The sequence below is a fragment of the Burkholderia sp. YHN3-13 genome (assembly GCF_055810675.1).
In genome coordinates this window covers 155,302-175,743 of record NZ_JBVVNQ010000013.1, presented here as the reverse complement: position 1 = coordinate 175,743, position 20,442 = coordinate 155,302, and the positions used below count along the sequence as shown (strand labels likewise).

Annotated in this window: 19 protein-coding genes; 15 read left to right on the top strand and 4 right to left on the bottom strand. The window is 67.1% G+C overall.

The genetic code is table 11. The annotated features are described in order from the left end of the window. The first annotated feature begins 78 nt into the window (after nucleotides 1-78). From rpsD to dsbD, 5 genes are all read left to right on the top strand, one after another. Nucleotides 79-702, top strand: a complete 624-nt coding sequence (rpsD, locus tag AC0KUR_RS26270; RefSeq protein WP_006477177.1) for a 30S ribosomal protein S4 — start codon at nucleotides 79-81, stop codon at nucleotides 700-702. A 124-nt stretch (nucleotides 703-826) separates the two neighbouring features. Next, nucleotides 827-1,804: a DNA-directed RNA polymerase subunit alpha gene (locus tag AC0KUR_RS26265; protein ID WP_006477176.1), complete on the top strand. Its 978-nt coding sequence runs from the start codon at nucleotides 827-829 to the stop codon at nucleotides 1,802-1,804. A 137-nt stretch (nucleotides 1,805-1,941) separates the two neighbouring features. Then, entirely contained in the window at nucleotides 1,942-2,337 is a 396-nt protein-coding gene (gene rplQ, locus AC0KUR_RS26260; protein ID WP_006477175.1) for a 50S ribosomal protein L17, read from the top strand. A gap of 201 nt (nucleotides 2,338-2,538) precedes the next feature. Next, entirely contained in the window at nucleotides 2,539-2,865 is a 327-nt protein-coding gene (gene cutA / locus AC0KUR_RS26255; RefSeq protein ID WP_034189858.1) for a divalent-cation tolerance protein CutA, read from the top strand. Beyond that, nucleotides 2,858-4,708 carry a protein-disulfide reductase DsbD gene (gene dsbD / locus AC0KUR_RS26250; RefSeq protein ID WP_124670929.1) on the top strand — a complete coding sequence of 617 codons (1,851 nt, stop codon included), beginning with the start codon at nucleotides 2,858-2,860 and terminating at the stop codon, nucleotides 4,706-4,708. The genes cutA and dsbD overlap by 8 nt, the downstream gene beginning before the upstream one ends. Nucleotides 4,709-4,813: 105 nt before the next feature. Here dsbD and hemB read toward each other — a convergent pair whose 3' ends face one another. Next, nucleotides 4,814-5,812: a porphobilinogen synthase gene (hemB, locus tag AC0KUR_RS26245; RefSeq protein WP_124609869.1), complete on the bottom strand. Its 999-nt coding sequence runs from the start codon at nucleotides 5,810-5,812 to the stop codon at nucleotides 4,814-4,816. A 253-nt stretch (nucleotides 5,813-6,065) separates the two neighbouring features. Beyond that, nucleotides 6,066-6,725 carry a ribosome biogenesis GTP-binding protein YihA/YsxC gene (yihA, locus tag AC0KUR_RS26240; RefSeq protein ID WP_034189856.1) on the bottom strand — a complete coding sequence of 220 codons (660 nt, stop codon included), beginning with the start codon at nucleotides 6,723-6,725 and terminating at the stop codon, nucleotides 6,066-6,068. Between the two features lie 214 nt (nucleotides 6,726-6,939). On the opposite strand from yihA, the gene AC0KUR_RS26235 reads away from it, so the two are divergent. The 5 genes from AC0KUR_RS26235 to msrQ all read left to right on the top strand — a co-directional run bounded on the left by AC0KUR_RS26235 (nucleotide 6,940) and on the right by msrQ (nucleotide 12,989). Continuing rightward, entirely contained in the window at nucleotides 6,940-7,593 is a 654-nt protein-coding gene (locus tag AC0KUR_RS26235; protein WP_034189855.1) for a c-type cytochrome, read from the top strand. 122 nt (nucleotides 7,594-7,715) lie between these two features. Further along, nucleotides 7,716-9,932, top strand: coding sequence for a cytochrome c biogenesis protein ResB (locus tag AC0KUR_RS26230; protein WP_034189854.1), 2,217 nt, complete (start codon nucleotides 7,716-7,718; stop codon nucleotides 9,930-9,932). Between the two features lie 4 nt (nucleotides 9,933-9,936). Further along, complete coding sequence (gene ccsB, locus AC0KUR_RS26225; protein ID WP_049035624.1) at nucleotides 9,937-11,127, top strand: c-type cytochrome biogenesis protein CcsB; 1,191 nt, start codon at nucleotides 9,937-9,939, stop codon at nucleotides 11,125-11,127. A gap of 159 nt (nucleotides 11,128-11,286) precedes the next feature. Beyond that, nucleotides 11,287-12,282 (top strand): protein-methionine-sulfoxide reductase catalytic subunit MsrP, encoded by a 996-nt coding sequence (msrP, locus tag AC0KUR_RS26220; protein WP_034189863.1) that lies wholly within the window; start codon nucleotides 11,287-11,289, stop codon nucleotides 12,280-12,282. Nucleotides 12,283-12,302: 20 nt separating this feature from the next. Then, nucleotides 12,303-12,989 (top strand): protein-methionine-sulfoxide reductase heme-binding subunit MsrQ, encoded by a 687-nt coding sequence (gene msrQ, locus AC0KUR_RS26215; protein WP_034189852.1) that lies wholly within the window; start codon nucleotides 12,303-12,305, stop codon nucleotides 12,987-12,989. An 80-nt stretch (nucleotides 12,990-13,069) separates the two neighbouring features. Here msrQ and lptM read toward each other — a convergent pair whose 3' ends face one another. Beyond that, the gene (lptM, locus tag AC0KUR_RS26210) at nucleotides 13,070-13,348 is read right to left on the bottom strand and encodes an LPS translocon maturation chaperone LptM (protein WP_034189851.1); all 279 of its coding nucleotides are present in this window, start codon (nucleotides 13,346-13,348) and stop codon (nucleotides 13,070-13,072) included. Nucleotides 13,349-13,384: 36 nt separating this feature from the next. Here lptM and cyaY point away from each other — a divergent pair, with 36 nt between their 5' ends. Continuing rightward, nucleotides 13,385-13,711, top strand: coding sequence for an iron donor protein CyaY (cyaY, locus tag AC0KUR_RS26205; protein WP_034189850.1), 327 nt, complete (start codon nucleotides 13,385-13,387; stop codon nucleotides 13,709-13,711). Nucleotides 13,712-13,793: 82 nt separating this feature from the next. On the opposite strand, the gene AC0KUR_RS26200 is transcribed toward cyaY, so the two are convergent. Further along, complete coding sequence (locus AC0KUR_RS26200) at nucleotides 13,794-16,184, bottom strand: penicillin-binding protein 1A (RefSeq protein WP_034189849.1); 2,391 nt, start codon at nucleotides 16,182-16,184, stop codon at nucleotides 13,794-13,796. Nucleotides 16,185-16,410: 226 nt separating this feature from the next. On the opposite strand from AC0KUR_RS26200, the gene AC0KUR_RS26195 reads away from it, so the two are divergent. Genes AC0KUR_RS26195 through AC0KUR_RS26180 form a run of 4 tightly spaced genes read left to right on the top strand, consistent with a single transcriptional unit; the run spans nucleotide 16,411 to nucleotide 20,421 of the window. Continuing rightward, nucleotides 16,411-17,334 (top strand): type IV pilus biogenesis protein PilM, encoded by a 924-nt coding sequence (locus AC0KUR_RS26195; RefSeq protein WP_034189848.1) that lies wholly within the window; start codon nucleotides 16,411-16,413, stop codon nucleotides 17,332-17,334. Continuing rightward, nucleotides 17,331-17,942 carry a fimbrial protein gene (locus AC0KUR_RS26190; RefSeq protein ID WP_473376598.1) on the top strand — a complete coding sequence of 204 codons (612 nt, stop codon included), beginning with the start codon at nucleotides 17,331-17,333 and terminating at the stop codon, nucleotides 17,940-17,942. Before AC0KUR_RS26195 ends, AC0KUR_RS26190 begins: the two co-directional genes overlap by 4 nt. Next, on the top strand, nucleotides 17,939-18,793 hold the full coding sequence (locus AC0KUR_RS26185; protein ID WP_473376597.1) for a pilus assembly protein: 855 nt from the start codon (nucleotides 17,939-17,941) through the stop codon (nucleotides 18,791-18,793). The genes AC0KUR_RS26190 and AC0KUR_RS26185 overlap by 4 nt, the downstream gene beginning before the upstream one ends. Then, nucleotides 18,790-20,421, top strand: coding sequence for a type IV pilus secretin PilQ (locus tag AC0KUR_RS26180; RefSeq protein ID WP_473376596.1), 1,632 nt, complete (start codon nucleotides 18,790-18,792; stop codon nucleotides 20,419-20,421). The genes AC0KUR_RS26185 and AC0KUR_RS26180 overlap by 4 nt, the downstream gene beginning before the upstream one ends. Nucleotides 20,422-20,442: the final 21 nt, after the last annotated feature.

Here is a 20,442-nt window from a genome sequence, read left to right as displayed (position 1 = left end):
TAAGCCCACCGTTCGCCCCAAAGGGAGCGGACTAGCGCGGATTTCGGTTCGCGTGACTGATTGATAAAGGAATGCAAAGTGGCACGTTATATCGGCCCCAAAGCCAAGCTGTCCCGCCGTGAAGGCACCGACCTGTTCCTGAAGAGCGCACGCCGCTCGCTCGCCGACAAGTGCAAGCTCGACAGCAAGCCGGGCCAGCACGGCCGTACCTCGGGCGCACGTACGTCCGACTACGGTACGCAGCTGCGTGAAAAGCAGAAGGTCAAGCGCATCTACGGCGTGCTGGAGCGTCAGTTCCGCCGCTACTTCGCTGAAGCCGACCGCCGCAAGGGCAACACGGGTGAAAACCTGCTGCAACTGCTCGAGTCGCGCCTCGACAACGTCGTGTATCGCATGGGCTTCGGCTCGACCCGCGCTGAAGCGCGTCAGCTGGTGAGCCACAAGTCGATCACCGTGAACGGCGTCGTCGCAAACGTCCCGTCGCAGCAAGTGAAGGCAGGTGACGTCGTCGCGATCCGCGAAAAGGCGAAGAAGCAAGCGCGTATCGTCGAAGCGCTGTCGCTGGCCGAGCAAGGCGGCATGCCGAGCTGGGTTGCAGTCGATGCGAAGAAGTTCGAAGGCACGTTCAAGCAAATGCCGGAACGCGCCGAGATCGCAGGCGACATCAACGAAAGCCTGATCGTCGAATTGTATTCGCGTTAATCCGATTGACGGCCGAGGTACCCCGATTGCGTTGCGCAAGGAAGGGCCTCGGCTGTTTATTTTCTGGTTGTTACCGGTCAGCCTTATCGGTGTAACGAGCCGAGGGTATTGAAAAGGAAAACCCATGCAAACCAGTTTGCTGAAACCCAAGATCATCGCCGTGGAATCGCTGGGCGAGAACCACGCGCGGGTGGTCATGGAACCGTTCGAACGCGGTTACGGCCATACCTTGGGCAATGCGCTTCGCCGCGTGCTGCTGTCGTCGATGGTTGGCTACGCGCCGACCGAAGTCACGATCGCAGGCGTGGTGCACGAGTACTCGACGCTGGACGGTGTGCAGGAAGACGTCGTCAACCTGCTGCTGAACCTGAAGGGCGTGGTGTTCAAGCTGCATAACCGTGACGAAGTGACGGTTACGCTGCGCAAGGAAGGTGAAGGCGTTGTCACGGCCGGCGATATCGAACTGGCCCACGATTGCGAAGTCATCAACCCGAATCACGTGATTGCGCACCTGTCGAAGGGCGGCAAGCTCGACGTTCAGATCAAGATCGAAAAGGGTCGCGGCTATGTGCCCGGCAACGTCCGTCGTTATGGCGAAGACACGGCCAAGATTATCGGCCGCATCGTCCTCGACGCATCGTTCTCGCCGGTTCGCCGCGTGAGCTACGCGGTCGAAAGCGCACGTGTCGAGCAGCGTACCGACCTCGACAAGCTCGTGATGAACATCGAGACGAGCGGCGTGATCACGCCGGAAGAAGCGATCCGTCAATCGGCCCGCATCCTGGTCGACCAGCTGTCCGTGTTCGCGGCGCTGGAAGGCACGGAAACGGCAGCCGAAGCACCGTCGCGCGCGCCGCAGATCGACCCGATCCTGCTGCGTCCGGTGGACGATCTCGAGCTGACGGTTCGTTCGGCGAACTGCCTGAAGGCCGAGAACATCTACTACATCGGCGACCTGATCCAGCGCACGGAAAACGAGCTGCTGAAGACGCCGAACCTCGGTCGCAAGTCGCTCAACGAGATCAAGGAAGTGCTCGCTTCGCGCGGTCTCACGCTGGGCATGAAGCTCGAGAACTGGCCGCCGGCTGGTCTCGACAAGTAAGCCCGGTTGTTGCTGTAGTTGGCAAAGATGCGGATTTTCCTTTAAAATCCGCATCTTGCTTTTTTTCGCTACCGGCCCGTGCACCCTCGGGGTGCGATAGAAGAGCTGGATCAAAACTTTGAATCAAGGAAACTGAAATGCGCCATCGTCATGGTCTGCGGAAACTGAACCGCACGAGCAGCCACCGTCTGGCTATGCTCCGTAACATGTCCAACTCGCTGATCGAGCACGAAGTCATCAAGACGACGCTGCCGAAGGCGAAGGAACTCCGTAAAGTCGTCGAGCCGCTGATCACGCTCGGCAAGAAGCCGTCGCTGGCAAACCGTCGCTTGGCGTTCAACCGCCTGCGCGATCGTGACTCGGTGGCGAAGCTGTTCGACGTGCTCGGTCCGCGTTTCGCGAACCGTCCGGGCGGCTACCTGCGCGTGCTGAAGTTCGGCTTCCGCGTGGGCGACAACGCACCGATGGCACTGGTCGAACTGCTCGACCGTCCGGAAGTCGACGAAACGGAAAACGTGCAAGAAGCCGAGTAAGCTTCCGGTACGCCGCAGTATCTGAAAAGGGCCGAGCAATTGCTTGGCCCTTTTTGTTTTCGAGCTGCCGGCTGCGATCGATTGTCGCAGGCCGGCCCCGGCAGCATTGCGCGGGCTGCGCTACGATACGGGCAACCGACGCGATCCGAGGACAGGCAATCCGCGCCGGCCGGAGCCGGTAGACCAGCCAGGAGGGCGCGGATGATAGTGGTGCTGATGCTGACGACGGTGCCCGATGCGGCGACGGCTGCAGCGCTGTCCGATGGCGCGCTCGACGCGCGGCTGGCCGCATGCGTGTCGGAGCTCGGCGCGATCAAGTCGCGCTATCACTGGCAGGGCAAGGTCGAAACGGCCGACGAGATCCAGTTGCTGTTCAAGACGAGCCCCGTGCGGGCGCTCGAACTGGAGCGATTTATTCTCGCGCATCATCCGTACGAGACGCCCGAAATCGTCTCGTGGCAAACGACGGCGTCGGCCGCGTATGGCCAGTGGGTGACCAGCGAAACTCAACGTCTATTTCATGTTTAACGGTATGGCGCTTTCCGTGCGCGTGCGCGCGCTGCGGTTCCTGGCAGTCCTGTTGTCGTTCGCGGTCATGCTGGGCGGCCTGTCGGTCGCGCGCGCGGCCGACGATTTCCTCGATCCGTCGGTCGCGTTCAAGTTCAGCGCGAGCGAGTCGCCGGGGCAGGTGGACGTCCGCTTCAAGGTCGCCAACGGCTATTACCTGTACCGCGAGCGGTTCGCGTTCGCGGTGAAGAGCGGACAGGCGACGCTTGGCGAGCCGCAATTCCCGGCCGGCCACGTGAAGTTCGACCAGACGTTCCAGAAGAACGTCGAGACCTATCGCGACGAAGTCGTCATCCACGTGCCGGTGAAGCAGGCGGCCGGGCCGTTCGACCTCGCGGTGACGTCGCAGGGCTGTGCGGACGAAGGGATCTGCTATCCGCCGGCCGAGCACGTCGTGAAGGTCGGCGGTGCGGCGCTCGGCGCCGCGTCGTCGTCCAGTGGAGACGCTGCGGCCGCGGGCAGCTGGTTCGACAAGGTCACGAGCGCCGATTTCGCGCAGTCGCTGCTCGAAGGCCACGGCTTCTTCACGATCGTCGCCCTGTATTTCGTCGCGGGTGTCGTGCTGAGCCTCCTGCCCTGCTCGTACCCGATGATCCCGATCGTGTCCGCGATCATCATCGGCCAGGGCACGCGGGCGACACATGCACGCGGCCTCGCGCTGTCGCTGACCTATGTGGTCGGCATGGCGCTCGTCTACACGGTGCTCGGCATTGCCGCGGCACTGGTCGGCCAGAGCCTCGGCGCGTGGCTGCAGAACCCGTGGGTGCTCGGCGCGTTCGGCGTGCTGCTGACCGCGTTCGCGGTATCGCTGATCTCGGGCAAGGACATTGCGTTGCCCGCACGCTGGCAGAACGGCGCGGCCGAAGCCTCGAGCGCGCGACAGGGCGGCCACTTCGTCGCGGTCGCGGCGATGGGCGCGTTGTCGGCGCTGGTCGTCGGCGCCTGCATGACGGCGCCGCTGTTCGCCGTGCTCGCCTTCATTGCGCACACCGGCAATGCACTGCTCGGCGGGGCGGCGCTGTTCGCGATGGGGCTGGGGCTCGGCGTGCCGCTGCTGGTCGTCGGCGTCGGTGCCGGGACGGTGCTGCCGCGCGCAGGCGCGTGGATGGACGGCGTGAAGGTGTTCTTCGGCATCGTGCTGCTCGCGGCCGCGCTGTGGATCGTGTGGCCGGTGCTGGCAGGCGGCCTGAAGATGGTGCTCGCCGCGTTGTGGCTGCTGGTCGCGGCCGCGGCGCTCGGCCTGTTCACGCCGAATGCCGGCGCCGCGTCGATCTGGCGCCGCCTCGGCAGGGGCCTTGGCGCCGCGCTCGCGATCTGGGCCGCGACGCTGCTCGTCGGCCTGGCGGCCGGCTCGACGGATCCCGTGAAGCCGCTGGCCGTGCTGGCGGCACGCACGGCGGCGTCCGGCGGCGCTGCGGCTGCCGGCGCGGCCGCCGCGCAGGACGGCCCCGCGTTTGCGTCGGTGCGCTCCAGTGGCGAACTCGACGCGCTGCTGAAGACGTCTGGCAAGCCCGTGATGCTCGACTTCTACGCGGACTGGTGCGTGAGCTGCAAGGAGATGGAGCATCTGACGTTTACCGACGCTCGCGTGCAGGCGCGTCTCGCACAGCTCCATCTCGTGCGCGCGGACGTCACCGCGAACAATCCGGACGACCAGGCGCTGCTCAAGCGCTTCAACCTGTTCGGGCCGCCGGGCATCATCTTCTTCGATCGCGGCGGCAACGAGATCGGGCGCGTGGTCGGTTATCAGGCGGCCGAGACGTTCCTGCGCAGCCTCGACCGCGCCGCCGTCCCGACGGTGTAGCGAACGAGGGCGTTCGACGCGGCATCGGCCTCGATCGTCGGTAAACAAAAAACGGCGGAACACCGAAGTGTCCCGCCGTTTTTCGTTGGGCCTGCCGGCGCGCGATCAGTGCTGCGCTTTCAGCAGGCGCGCGGCGTCGAGCGCGAAGTACGTGAGCACGCCGTCGGCGCCGGCGCGCTTGAACGCGAGCAGCGATTCGAGCACGACCTTGTCGTGGTCGAGCCAGCCGTTCATCGCGGCCGCCTTCAGCATCGCGTATTCGCCGCTCACCTGGTACACGTAGGTCGGGAAGCGGAACTCGTCCTTCACGCGGCGCACGATGTCGAGATACGGCATGCCGGGCTTGACCATCACCATGTCGGCGCCTTCGTCGATGTCGAGGCGCACTTCGCGCAGCGCTTCGTCGCTGTTCGCCGGATCCATCTGGTAGGTCATCTTGTTGCCCTTGCCCAGGTTGGATGCCGAGCCGACCGCATCGCGGAACGGACCGTAGAACGCCGACGCGAACTTGGCCGAATAGGCCATGATCCGCGTGTGGATGTGGCCGTCGCTTTCCAGCATTTCGCGGATCGCGCCGATGCGGCCGTCCATCATGTCCGACGGCGCGACGATGTCGACGCCGGCTTCAGCCTGCGCGCGCGCCTGATCGATCAGGATCTCGATCGTGTCGTCGTTGATCACGTAGCCGTTCTCGTCGAGCACGCCGTCCTGGCCGTGGCTGGTGTACGGGTCGAGCGCGACGTCGGTCAGCACGCCGAGCTCGGGGAAGCGTTTCTTCAGCTCGCGCACCGCGCGCGGAATCAGGCCTTCCGGATTGGCTGCCTCGCGGCCGTCGGGCGTCTTCACCGACGGCTCGATGGCCGGGAACAGCGACAGCACGGGCACGCCGAGTTCGACGCATTGCTCGGCGACGTGCATCAGCAGATCGACCGACACGCGCTCGACGCCGGGCATCGACGGCACCGGCTGCCGTTCGTTGGTGCCTTCGACGACGAACACCGGGTAGATCAGGTCGTCGGTGGTCAGGCGGTTTTCGCGCATCAGGCGGCGGGAGAAGTCGTCGCGGCGCATCCGGCGCGGACGATGAAGCGGATGGAAGCTCATGGCGATTTGGCAGAAATCAGGGCGGTAAGGACCTTACGGAACCCTTAGGTGATTTTTGAGAGCGTTGGTATATGATAGCGATCGAGCGGCACGCGTCGCGTGCAGCTCCCCGCTTCTCCTCCCTGAGCGGGTGCCTGTCGTTTTTCGATTAGGCTGTTTGACCCGCCGTCCAACGGCGGGTTTTTTTATGAGCCGGCCGAATCCGCAGGCGCCATCAGGTGCGCGCCGCCGATCCCGGCCGCGCGTTGCCCGATCATTGTGCTACAGGCTCGCCTTTTTCGTCGGCGACGGACGGCCGCACCCAGCTCTCGATCAGCTCATGTGCCTCGTCGAGCCCCGTGCGCTTCAGCGCGGAGAACAGCTGGACCGTCAGCTTGCCCTGGACGCCCTGGTCGCGATATGCATCGAGCCCCTTTTGCGTGGTCCGCAGCGCGTTGATGCTTTCCTGGCGCGTCAATTTGTCGCACTTGGTCAGCAGCGTGTGGATCGGCTTGCCGGTCGGCGTGAACCACTCGATCATGCGGCGATCGAGGTCGGTCAGCGGACGGCGCGAATCCATCATCAGGATCAGGCCGCAGAGCTGCGAACGCGTCGCGAGGTAGGACGACAGCAGCATCTCCCAGTGCGCCTTGGCGGCGCCGGGCACTTCCGCATAGCCGTAGCCGGGCAGGTCGACGAGGTTCGCGACGGGCTCGGCGGCCGGGCCGACGGAGAAGTAGTTGATATGCTGCGTGCGGCCGGGCGTCTTCGACGCGAAGGCCAGCCGCTTCTGGTTGCACAGCACGTTGATCGCCGTCGACTTGCCGGCATTCGAGCGGCCCGCGAACGCGATTTCCGGCTGGACCGTCGGCGGCAGGTCGCGCAGATGGTTGACGGTCGTGTAGAAGCGGGCTTGATGGAGCAGAAAGGCCATGGGAACCGGAAGGACGGGCGGCGCGAGCCGCTTGGTGGAGGCGGGGTAGCCCCGATAGGCGCGGGAGCTTTCAACGCGATATTGTACAATACGGCGGTTTTACCGAAGGCCACCCGGCGCCTGCCTCGCGCTTTTATGTGGCTTCTGCGGTAGACTGGTCGCCGTCGTTTTTTGCAGAACCTCAAATTCCCACAAGACGAAACAGGGTGTGCGAATGAATCGACTGTGCAAGTCTCTGATGGTGCTTCAGGTTGCAGCAGGGTTCGTAGGTTTCGTAGCGGAGGCAAACGCGGCGGATGCGGCAAAGCCGGATCTCGACCGCGGCAAGGCGATTGCCGGGCAGGTCTGCGCGTCGTGTCACGGCGCCGACGGCAATAGCGCGTCGGCCAGTTTCCCGAAGCTGGCCGGCCAGCATCCCGAATATCTGGTCAAGCAGCTGAACGACTTCAAGACGCAGCCGGGCGCGAAGGGGCCGGCGCGCAACAACGCGGTGATGGTCGGATTCGCGAGCGCGTTGAGCGCGGACGACATGCGCAACGTCGCCGCGTACTACGGGTCGCAGACGACGAAGCTCGGTACCGCACGCGACGCGGCGACCGTGCCGGTCGGCCAGAAGATCTATCGCGGCGGCATCGCGGAGAAGGGCGTCCCTGCCTGCGCGAGCTGTCACGGGCCGACGGGGCAGGGGATGCCGGTCCAGTATCCGCGTCTGTCGGGGCAGTGGGCCGATTACACGGTCGCGCAGTTGACCGCGTTCCAGCAGGGTGCCGGCGCGCGCAACAACAACGAGGCGATGCATCAGATCGCCACGCGCCTGTCGGACAACGAGATCAAGGCCGTCGCGGATTACATCGCGGGCCTGCGTTGACCGGCCGGTCGCGAACCGAATGACCGGTCGCCCGCAGGGCGGCCGGAGCCAGAACAAGAAAAGGGTGGGGCGCCGCGCCAGTGCGGCCGCCTTGCCCTTTTTTGTTGTCAGTTGGAGTTTGAATGAGCGTTACCACGTCGGGGTTGCAGTCGAAGTCGGGTCAGGGTGCGTCGAGGCGCGCGGTCGAGTTGCTGAGCTCGATGCGCTTCGCGATCGCGCTGCTGGTGGTGCTGTCGATCGCGAGCATCATCGGGACGGTCCTGACCCAGGATGATCCGTATCCGAACTACGTGAACCAGTTCGGGCCGTTCTGGGCGGACATCTTCCGCTCGCTCGGCCTGTACAACGTGTACAGCGCGTGGTGGTTCATGCTGATCCTGATCTTCCTCGTCGTGTCGATCTCGCTGTGCGTGATCCGCAACGCGCCGAAGATGCTCGCCGATGCGAAGAGCTGGAAGGACAAGGTCCGCGAAGGCAGCCTGCGCGCGTTCCACCACAAGGCCGAGTACTCGGCTTCCGGCACGCGCGCGAGCGTCGCGGCGACGCTCGCCACGTTTGTCACCAAGGCCGGCTACAAGCACGTCGTGCGTGAAAACGACGGCGCGACGCTGATCTCCGCGAAGCGCGGCGCGATGACCAAGTGGGGCTACATCTCCGCCCACCTCGCGATCGTCGTGATCTGTATCGGCGGCCTGCTCGACAGCAACCTGCCGATCAAATTCCAGATGTGGATGTTCGGCAAGAGCCCGGTCAACACGAGCGCGACGATCAGCGAGATCTCGCCCGACCATCGGCTGTCCGCGTCGAACCCGACGTTCCGCGGCTACGCGTGGGTACCCGAGGGCCAGTTCGTGTCGACCGCGATCCTGAACCAGCCGAGCGGCTCGCTGATCCAGGATCTGCCGTTCTCGATCCAGCTGAACAAGTTCATCGTCGACTACTACACGACGGGCATGCCGAAGCTGTTCGCGAGCGACATCGTCGTGATCGATCGCGAGACCGGCCAGAAGATCCCGGCGCGCGTCGAGGTCAACAAGCCGTTCACGTACAAGGGCGTGTCGATCTACCAGTCGAGCTTCCAGGACGGCGGCTCGCAGATGCAGATGACGGCCTACCCGATGACGGGCGGCAGCGCGACGACCCTCCCCGTGAAGGGCACGATCGGCAGTTCGGCGCCGCTGCAGGTGCCCGGCGCCGACGGCGACACGATCGAGTTCTCCGATTTCCGCGCGATCAACGTCGAGAACATGGCCGACGCGAACGGCAAGCCGGACGTGCGCGGCGTCGCGACGACGAGCTCGCTGAAGGAAGTGTTCGACGAGCGGCTCGGCTCGGGCGCGAAGACGTCGAAGCCGACGCAGCTCCACAACATCGGCCCGTCGGTGCAGTACAAGATCCGCGGCAAGGACGGCCAGGCGCGCGAATTCAACAACTACATGCTGCCCGTCGACATGAACGGCGAGCGCGTGTTCCTCGCCGGCGTGCGCGCGAGCCCGAACGATCCGTTCCGCTACATGCGGATCCCGGCCGACAGCCAGGATTCGATCGGCGAATGGATGCGCCTGCGCGCCGCGCTGGAGGATCCGGCCGTGCGCGCCGAGGCCGCCGCGCGCTTCGCGCAGCGTTCGCTGCCGGGCACCGACGCATCGCTGCGCGGCCGCCTGCAGGACAGCGCATCGAAGGTGCTGACCCTTTTTGCTGCAAGCGACGACAGCGTCGGCCGCGGTGCCGACGGCCAGCCGGTCGGCGGCTTCCAGGCGGTGGCGACGTTCATCGACCGCTCGGTGCCGAAGGCCGAGCAGGAGAAGGCGGCGAGCCTGCTGCTGCGGATGCTCGAAGGCTCGATGTGGGAGGTCTGGCAGATCGCGCGCGAGCGTGCCGGCGAGCCCGCCGCCCAGCAGGGCACCGAGACGATCCGCTTCGTGCAGAACGCGATCAATGCGCTATCCGACAGCTTTTTGTATGGATCGCCGGTCTATTTGCAGCTTGACTCATTCAAGCAGGTGCAAGCTTCGGTATTTCAGTTGACGCGCGCACCCGGCAAGAATCTGGTGTATCTTGGCAGCCTGCTGCTGGTCGCCGGCATCTTCTCGATGTTCTACGTGCGCGAGCGGCGCCTCTGGTTCTGGCTGAAGGACGCCGGTTCGGGCGTCGATGTGGTGATGGCGATGTCCACGGCCCGCAAGACCTTCGATTTCGAGAAAGAATTCGTGCAGACGCGCGACGCGGCCGGCGTCGCCTTGCGCGCCGCACCTCGCGACGCCGCGCCCGCCGGTGCGGCATCGACGGCCCGCCCGCCTGCCGGCGGCGGTTCCGATTCCGAGAATTCCACCCGGTAACATCATGGATCTCACGCAAGTTTCCTCTTCCCGTGCGGCGTCGGCCCAGGCGCCGGTTTCGTCGCCGCTGTTCGACGACCGTCCTTTCCTCGCGCGCCTGTCGCTGTTCGACTGGCTGTTCGCTCTGGCGCTCGTGGCGGGCGCGGGCTATGCGCTCGTGCACTACAACGCGCACATGGATTACTACGACAAGGCGGTGATGATCGGCACCGTGCCGGCGCTCGTCGCGCTCGGCTGGCGCTGGAAGCCCGCGCGGCTGATGATGGCGTCGATCGCCGTGCTGTCGCTGCTGTCGATCCAGATCTACCAGGGCGATCTCGCGCGCGCCGATTCGGCGTTCTTCCTCAAGTACTTCCTGTCGAGCCAGTCGGCGATCCTGTGGATGAGCGCGCTGTTCGTGCTCGCGACGATCTTCTACTGGATCGGCCTGCTCGCGCGCTCGGAAACGGGTGCCGCGATCGGCCAGAAGCTCACGTGGGTCGCCGTGCTGATGGGCTTCACGGGGCTGATGGTGCGCTGGTACGAGTCCTACCTGATCGGCTCGGACGTCGGCCACATCCCGGTTTCGAACCTCTATGAAGTGTTCGTGCTGTTCAGCCTGATTACCGCATTGCTGTACCTGTATTACGAAGGCCACTACGGCACGCGTTCGCTCGGCGCGTTCGTGCTGCTGGTGATCAGCGCGGCGGTCGGCTTCCTGATGTGGTACTCGGTCGCGCGCGATGCGCAGCAGATCCAGCCGCTCGTGCCGGCGCTGCAGAGCTGGTGGATGAAGATCCACGTGCCGGCGAACTTCATCGGCTACGGCAGCTTCGCGCTGTCGGCGATGGTGTCGGTCGCGTACCTGATGAAGGAGCGCGGCGTGCTCGCCGATCGCCTGCCGACGCTCGAAGTGCTCGACGACGTGATGTACAAGTCGATCGCGGTCGGTTTCGCGTTCTTCACGATCGCGACGATCCTCGGTGCGCTGTGGGCAGCCGAGGCATGGGGCGGCTACTGGAGCTGGGACCCGAAGGAAACCTGGGCGCTGATCGTATGGCTGAACTACGCGGCGTGGCTGCACATGCGGCTGATGAAGGGCCTGCGCGGCGCGGTCGCTGCATGGTGGGCGCTCACCGGCCTGCTGGTCACGACGTTTGCGTTCCTCGGCGTCAACATGTTCCTGTCGGGGCTGCACAGCTACGGCAAGTTGTAAGATTTCCGCCGCTCGTCCGACTATCGAACCGCCGGTGCACTGCGTGCCCGGCGGTTTTGTTTTGTAACGGGCGGGCGAACCGGGCGTCGAACGGCGCACGACGGGCCGGGTCGAACGCTCATGAAGCATGCGCGCCGCGCATGCAGGAGGAACAGCACGATGTGGATCAAACGCCCTTTGCGGAACGTACTGACCGGCGGTGATATTTCGTCCAGCGAGGTCACGCCGCGCGCGGTATTCGAGAACCGGCGGCGCGTATTGCAGGCGGCCGGCCTCGCGGCGGCGGGCGGGCTGCTCGGCGGCAGCGGCGCGGCATTCGCCGCGTATGCGTCGCCCGACGCGCGGGCGACGAAGCTCGCGGCAAAAACGAATCCGAAGTTCGTCGCCGCCGACAAGGTGACGCCGTTCAAGGACATCACGTCCTACAACAACTTCTACGAGTTCGGCACCGACAAGAGCGACCCGGCGCAGAACGCCGGCACGTTGCGGCCGCGCCCGTGGCGTGTGAGCGTCGAGGGCGAGGTGCTGCACCCGAAGGTGTTCGATCTCGACGAACTGATGAAGCTCGCGCCGCTCGAGGAGCGCGTGTACCGGCTGCGCTGCGTCGAGGGATGGTCGATGGTGATTCCGTGGATCGGTGTGCCGCTGTCCGAGCTGATCAAGCGCGTGCAGCCGACCGGCAACGCGAAATACGTGCAGTTCATCACGCTGGCCGATCCGTCGCAGATGCCCGGTCTGTCGACGCCCGTCCTCGACTGGCCGTATTCGGAAGGGCTGCGGATGGACGAGGCGATGAACCCGCTGACGCTGCTGACGATGGGCGTCTACGGGCAGGTGCTGCCGAACCAGAACGGCGCGCCGGTGCGGATCGTCGTGCCTTGGAAGTACGGCTTCAAGAGCGCGAAGTCGCTCGTGAAGATCCGCTTCGTCGACAAGCAGCCGAAGACGAGCTGGAACACCTACGCGTCGAACGAGTACGGCTTTTATTCGAACGTGAATCCGAACGTCGATCATCCGCGCTGGAGCCAGGCGACCGAGCGGCGCATCGGCGAGGACGGCTTCTTCACGCCGAAGCGCAAGACGCTGATGTTCAACGGCTACGGCGATCTCGTCGCGTCGATGTATCAGGGCATGGACCTGAAGAAGAACTTCTGAACGCGACCGTGAGAAACGACATGCCTCCTCCGACGCTCACGCCCGCGCGTGCCGCGGGCGCCGGGCCGGCCGCGCGCGCGGCGCGAAACGGTGCGGTCCGACCCGCCGCGCCGCGCTGGCTCGTGCCGGCCAAGGTGCTGGTGTTCGCGGCCGGCCTCTATCCGCTCGCGCGTCTCGTGCTGTTCGGGCTGACCGACCGGCTCGGCGCGAATCCGATCGAATTCATCACGCGTTCGACGGGCCTCTGGACGCTCGTCTTGTTGTGCATCACGCTCGCCGTCACGCCGCTGCGGCGCATGACGGGGTTCGCCGCGCTGCTGCGTTTTCGCCGGATGATCGGGCTGTTCGCGTTCTTCTACGCGACGCTGCACTTCACGACCTACCTGTGGTTCGACAAGTGGTTCGACGTCGTCGCGATCCTGAAGGACGTCGGCAAGCGTCCGTTCATCACGGTCGGCTTTGCCGCGTTCGTGCTGCTGATCCCGCTCGCCGCGACATCGACGCGCGCGATGGTGCGCCGGCTCGGCCGCCACTGGGCGACGCTGCATCGCACGATCTACGCGATCGCGCTGTTCGGCGTGCTGCACTTCTGGTGGATGCGGGCCGGCAAGCACAATCTCGCGCAGCCGAAGCTCTATGCGGCCATCGTCGCCGTGCTGCTCGGCTGGCGGCTGATCGCATGGGGATGGCGGCGCGTGCGTGCGTGACGGCGCGGCCTGGAAAAACAAAAGGCGATGACTGGAAGTCATCGCCTCGTTTCGCCGGCCGCGCGTGCGGCCTCGCGTCGTTACTTCGCGGCGGCCGGGCTCGATGCCGGCGCGGGCATGGTCGATGCGCCGCTCGACAGCTCGGGCGACAGCGTGAGCGGCGAGCCCGACGTGTCGGGTGTGTCGTCGGACGACGCGTTTTCATCGGTCGGTTTCACGTCCGACGGCGGCGTATCCTGCTGCTGGAGCGGCTTGGGCATCGGAGGCACGGTGGGCAGATAGAGCGCGCCGCTTTGACCGCAGCCGGCAAGAATCGCCAAAGCCGCTACAATCGCGCTCATCCGGAAAACGACTCGCATGATCGTCCCTGAACAATTGAACCGATAGAGTTTAGCATGTCCGATACCGAATACCTGACCCGTGCCGAGGCCGTGCTGATGGCCGTCGAGCGTACTGTCGACGCCGCGAACGACGGCGACCACGACATCGATCTGGAGCGTAACGGCAGCGTCCTGACGCTGACGTTCGAGAACGGCTCGAAGATCATCGTCAACCTGCAGCCGCCGATGAAGGAAGTGTGGATCGCCGCGAAGGCGGGCGGATTCCACTACCGTTTCGTCGACGGTCAATGGCGCGATACGCGCACGGGCACCGAGTTCTTCTCGGCGCTCTCCGAATACGCGACCCAGCAGGCCGGCTTGCCGATCACGTTCAGCCTGTGACGTGCCGGGGCGCCGGAGCCCGAGCGTTGCCGCCAAAGAAAAAGCGCCCCGCGGGGCGCTTTTTTCATGTCCGGGCCGTGTGTCAGTGGCCGCGGAACAGGTTCATGATGTCCTGCTTTTCCTGTTCGTCGACGTGCGGGACCGCTTCGTCGACGCCCTGCGCGGCCGGTGCCTGCGGTACGCCGACCGTCGACACGAAGCCGTGACCCGGCGTGAATTCGGTGAAGTACAGCTCGCTGCCGAGCGATTCGACACCGTCGGGCATCGTCGGCTTGAACTCGGGCACGCCCTTCAGCGCCGCGCCCATGTAGTCGATCCAGACCGGCAGCGACAGGCCGCCGCCCGTTTCGCGATCGCCGAGGCTGCGCGGGTTGTCGTAGCCGATCCACGCGATCGCGGCGAGCGTGTGCTGGTAGCCGGCGAACCACGCGTCGTGCGAATCGTTCGTCGTGCCGGTCTTGCCCGCGAGGTCGGTGCGCTTCAGGATGTTGGTCCGTGCGCCCGTGCCGCGCTGCGCGACGCTCTGCAGCAGGCTGTTCATCACGTACGCGTTGCGCGCGTCGATCGCGCGCGGCGCGTTCTGCTCGGCGACGAGCGGTTGCGCGCGGGCGACGATCGCGCCGTTCGGATCGGTGACTTCGGCGATCAGGTAAGGATTGACGCGGTAGCCGCCGTTCGCGAACACCGAGTACGCGCCGGCCATCTGCAGCGGCGTGACCTGGCCGGCGCCGAGTGCCATCGGCAGGTAGGCCGGATGGCGCTCGGCGTCGAAGCCGAAGCGCGTGATGTACTGCTGCGCGTACTTCGTGCCGATGTGGTTCAGGATCCGGATCGACACGAGGTTGCGCGAGCGCTGCAGCGCGGTGCGCATCGACATCGGGCCTTCGAAGCCGCCGCCGTAGTTCTTCGGCTCCCACGGCTGGCCGCCCGTTTCCGCGGCACTGAAATACAGCGGGCCGTCGTTGATCACGGTGGCCGGCCCGAGGCCCTTGTCGAGGGACGCCGAGTAGATGAACGGCTTGAACGACGAACCCGGTTGCCGCCACGCCTGCGTGACGTGGTTGAACTTGTTCTTGTTGTAGTCGAAGCCGCCGACGAGCGAGCGGATCGCGCCGTCCTGCGGGACGATTGACAGGAACGCGCCTTCGACCTGCGGCAATTGCGTGATCGACCACTTGCCGGTGTCGTTCTTCACGACGCGCACTATCGCGCCGGGGCGGATGCGGCGGTTCGGCTGCGCGTTGGCCGACAGCGCGCCCGACGCGAAGCGCAGGTTGTCGCCCTCGACCGTCGCCGTGCTGCCGTCGATGAATGCCACCGTGATCTGGCGCGGGCTCGCGGCCGTGACGACCGCGGCAATCAGCTCGCCGTTGTCGGGATGTTCGAGCAGCGCGTCGTCGATCGCCTGTTCGCGGTCGTCGGCACCGGCGGGCAGCTCGATGAAGCCTTCCGGCCCGCGATAGCCGTGGCGGCGCTCGTAATCCATGATGCCCTTGCGCAGCGCGGTGTACGCGACCTGCTGGTCCGCGGAATCGATCGTCGTGACGACGTTGAAGCCGCGTGTGTAGGTTTCCTCGCGGTACTGCGCGTACATCATCTGTCTGACCATTTCCGCGACGTACTCGGCGTGCACGCTGAAATCGCGTCCCGGGCCCTTGACGACGAGCGGTTGCGCGACGGCTTCGTCGTACTGCTCGCGCGTGATGAAGTTCAGCTCGAGCATCCGCTGCAGGATGTATTCCTGGCGCACCTTCGCGCGTTTCGGATTGACGACCGGGTTGTACGCGGACGGCGCCTTCGGCAGCCCCGCCAGCATCGCGGCTTCCGCGAGGCTGATGTCCTTCAGGTCCTTGCCGAAATAGACCCGCGCGGCGCTCGCGAAGCCGTACGCGCGCTGGCCGAGATAGATCTGATTCATGTAGACCTCGAGAATCTGATCCTTCGTCAGCGCGCGCTCGATCCGGTACGCGAGCAGCATCTCGTAGATCTTGCGCGTGTAGGTCTTCTCGCTCGACAGGAAGAAGTTGCGGGCGACCTGCATCGTGATCGTGCTCGCGCCCTGCGACGCGTGGCCGTTCGTCAGCGCGACGAAGCCGGCGCGGATGATGCCGGTGAGGTCGACGCCGCCGTGATCGTAGAAGCGCGCGTCCTCGATCGCGAGGATCGCCTTCTTCAGCGAGTCGGGCACGTCCTTGAAATGCACGACGTCGCGGCGCTCCTCGCCGAATTCGCCGATCAGCACGTGATCGGACGTATAGATGCGCAGCGGCACCTTCGGGCGATAGTCCGTCAGCGCGTCGAGCGACGGCATGTTGGGCCAGGCGATGACGAGGGCATAGCCGAGCACGAGGCCGCCGGCCACGACGGCGGCCACGCACATCGCGGCGAAGCCGAGCAGGACTTTTTGCCACCAGGGCCGCTTCTTCTTCGGCTCCGGGGCGGGAGGCGGGGACGTAGGAGTCGTGGATTGCATAGGCACACCGGAAAACAGTCCCGCGATTATAGCTGCCCGGTAACACCGGTCCTGGCGCGGGGGGCGCCCGCCGGCAAGCCGCGGGTCGTCGGGCCGCCAGTATGACCCGCGCACGGCCGCCGCCGGCCGCTGCTGGCCGTTTGGCCGACTGTCGGCCCTGCAAGCCGCTTTGCAGAATCAGGTCTCGGCAACGTGGCGTGGGCCGCGACGATTTCGGGAGGCTGGGATGGCGGGACGATGGGTAGCGCGGTTGGCGCAGGGCAAGCACCGGTCGACGGGGATCGACATCGGCGCGGACGAGCTGAGGGTGGTCGTGCTGAGCCGGCGCGGCCGGGGCGCGGACGTGCGGGTCGAGGGGCTCGAGCGGGAGCCTGTCGGATTGTGCGGCGGGCCGGAAGACGCGCGCTGGGCCGCGGTCGCGCGGGCGCTGGCGGCAGCCGTCGCGCGGCTGTCGGCGGCCGACGTGCGGTGCGACACGCGCGGCGTGATGGCGTTGCGCGATGACGAGATACGTACCGCGACGCTCGACCTAGCCGGGCGTCACGACATCCCGGACGCCGCGCGGCAGGCGGCCGAGCGCATCTCGGGGCTGGCGCCGGACAGTTTCGCGTTCGACTGGCGGCAGCACGGCGGCGCGCGATCCGGTGAAATCGCGGTGGCCGTGGCCCCGCTGGCGCTGCTGGAGCGGCGGATCGACGTGGCCGCCCAGGCCGGTATCGACCTGACCGCGGTCGACGGCGAGTCGGCCGCGATGCTGCGCGCGTTGCGCTATGCCGCTCAGTTCGAACTCGACGCGCAGGGTTCGTACGCCGCGCTCTGGTTCCGCGACTCGGAGGTGCGAGGCTGGCGAATCGAAGGGCCGCTGGCGGTTCCGGTGCTCACGCTGTCCGGCCTCCCTCCGGAGGCGCTTCCCGATGCGCTGCGCCGGTGCGCGCTCGGCGCCGTGCGCCGTGTGTTCGTCGCCGGGGACGAGCGAAGCATCGCGTGCTTCGATACGTCCGTCGCGGAGATTGGCGACGTGCTTGGCTCGGCGGTGGTGCCGTTCGACTGCACGGGCTGGGACGGGCAGCCATGCGCGCCCGGCGGCATGCCGGGCGGCCCGGCATTCGCCGTTGCATTCGGGCTGGCGTTGCGCGGGGTGTGGGAATGATGGCCGACCAGGCGGCACTCGGCGGCTTCAACCTGCTGCCGTACCGCGAGCGGCGGGCGCACGCGTTGCGGCGTCGCCGGGCTGTGCAGTGCGGGGCGGCGATCCTGCTCGGCGTGCTCGGCGCCGCACTGTGGACGGGCGCGGCCACCTGGATGCGGTGGCGCGCGGACGCCGCGCGCATAGGCGTGGAGACGCGGCTGCGGCAGTTGCAGCCGCGGGTGCATGCCGCGACGCGCGCCGCCGATGCGGCGGCAGTCATCGCGCGGCGCGATGCACAGGTCGCCGCGCTTGCCGCACCGTACGAGCGCGCCGCGGGGCTGCTGGCGACACTGGCGCGGGTGCGCGACGACGGCGTCCGGCTCGACACGCTGCGCACGACGCCGGCCGGGGCCGTGCTCGAGGTGCGTGCCACGAGCTATCGGGCAGCCGCGCGATGGCTTGCCGGGATGGCGCGCGAGCAGCGCGACTGGCGGATCGACATGGATGCATTGAAACCCGTGTCGAGCAGCGCGCCGGTCCCACTGGCCGGGTTGCCGCTGCGGTTTTCGGTTCAATTGCGCTGGCACGACGCGATGCCGTCGCGGACCTCGACGGGAGACGGCGCATGACGGCGATCACGCATTGGCCTGCGCCGCGTGGCGATGCGTGGCCAGGCGGCATGCGGCGGGTCTCGCCGGGGGCCCTGCATGCCGCCGGCTGCGTGCTGACGTTCGTGGCCGTGCTGGCGGGCGGCATTCATCTGGCGAATGCGGCCGACTGGAGCGGGCTCGCGCAGAGTCGCGCGTTGCTCGCCGCCGCGCAGGGGCGTGTGGTCGACGCGCAGCGCGTACTCGGGGCCGCGGAGCACAGGCACGAGACCCGTTTGCCGCCGACGCATGGCGACCGCGCGCCGGGCGTGCCGGAATGGGCGGCGCTGATGCTGGAATTGGCCGATCTCGCCGCGTCGAGCGGGCTGCACGGCGTATCGATCGAGCCGCAGCCCACCGACGGCGCGGCGCGGGATGGCCGGCGCACCGTGCGTATCGTTGCCGACGGCGGCTTTCGCGCGCTGTCGACGATGGTCGGCGGGCTGGCGCGCTTTCCGGTGCTGGCGGTGCCGTCGGCGCTGCGTGTCGAGCGAGGCATGCAGTCGACACGGGTGGACATGTCTGTCGACGTGTATCCGGCGCTGCCGACGGCATCGTCCGCACGCGGCACGATGCCGCTTCAGGCCGCTGCGCTCGACGCCGATCCGTTCGGCGGGGAAGCCGACGGGAGGGCGGTCCGCCTCGCCGGCACGATTCGCGACGCGCGTGCCGGTCTCGCGTTGTTCGACGACGGAGACGGCGTGTTCACCGCCGTGGCGCCCGGCGAAGCGCTGGGGGCAGTGCGCGTGGTGCGCGTCGAGCCCGCGGCGGTGATGCTCGCGACGGCGGACGGCGCGCACCGGGTCGTCCTGGACGACGGAGGGCGGCCATGATGAAGCACGGCTGTCGGGTACTCGCCGTCTGGGCCGGATTGACGGCGGCCGGTGCGGGCGCGTCGTTGCCGCCGCTGCCGGCAGTCTGGCCCGCCGCGTCGGTGGAGGCGCCGGCGCCGGGTCTGCCGCTGCCGCACGGGAGCGTGGACGGCGCGGACAGCGCGGCTCCCAGGGAAGCCGGCCCGCCACCGTCCGGCCAGGCTGCTCGCGCGGTGCTTCAGGCGGAGCCCGCTCCACCGGCGCCGCAACTGGAGGGGCCGCCGATTCCGTTGGCGCCGCCGGCCCGGATGAGCGACGCCGCTGCGCGGCAACCCGACGATGCGGACGACGCGCGACGAATCTCGCTGAATCTGCAGGGCGCCGGGCTCGCGGCCGCGTTCGACGCATTCGCGCGGTTCACGGGGCTCAATATCGTCGTCGGCGAGCAGGTGCGAGGCACCGTCACGTTACGTCTGAACAATGTGCGCTGGCGCGATGCGTTCGACACGCTGCTCGACACGCACGGGCTCGCGATGTCCCGGCGCGGCAACGTGATCTGGGTCACGCCGGCGGCCGAGCTTGCCGCCCGGGAGCGCGAGCGCTTCGAAATGCATGCGCGGGCCGCCGATCTGGAGCCGCTCGCGAGCCGCACGTTCGCGCTGCACTACCCGCGCGCGCAGGACGTGCAGCGGCTGCTGGCCGGCGCGACCGGCCAGCGCCTGCTGTCGAAACGCGGCGCCGCGGCGGCCGATCCGCGCACGAACCTGCTGTTCGTCACCGATCTCGCGCCGCGCCTCGCGCAGATCGCGAGCCTGATCGACGCGATCGACCGGCCGTCGCGGCAGGTCCGGATCGAGGCCCGCATCGTCGAGGGCGAGCAGGGCTTCTCGCGCAACCTCGGTGCACGCGTCGCGCTGCGGGCGCAGGGGCGTCCGTCGGGGGGCGAGAGCGCCACGTTCACGGCCGACGCGCGCAACGCGCTCGACCTCGCCGCGCGGCCGCTCGGCGGCTTCGACGCGGCGACCGCCGGCTTCACGCTGTTCGCCGCGCCGCTCAGCCGTGTCCTCGACGTCGAGCTGAGCGCGCTGGAGGCGCAGGGGCGGGGCCAGATCGTCTCGCGGCCGCGCGTGGTGACGGCCGACCGCGTCAAGGCCGTCGTCGAGCAGGGTTCGGAGCTGCCGTACCAGGCGAAGGTGGGCAATGGCGTGAGCGGCGTGCAGTTCCGCCGTGCGACGCTCAAGCTGGAGGTCGAGCCGCAGATCACGCCGGACGGGCGCGTGGTGCTGGATCTCGATGTGACGAAGGACAGCGTCGGCGAGCCGACGGCGGCCGGCCCGGCCATCCATACGAAGCATGTGCGGACGCGTGTCGAGGTCGAGAATGGCGGGACGGTCGCGATCGGCGGCATCTATGAACAACTGAACCGGAACGATGTGACGCGCGTGCCGCTCTTGGGCAAAATACCGTTTCTGGGCGCGCTTTTCCGGCATCGCGCGCAGCGCGACCAGCGCAACGAACTGGTCGTGTTCATCACGCCGACCGTCGTCGATGCGCGTTGCGATGGGCGCGACGCGGGCGATGCGGATCCCGATAAAACGGGGCCAGAAGGCGCCGGCGCAGGCTCGACAAGGCAGCCGCTTTGCCAGTAAGCTGCGCCACACACCAGCAAG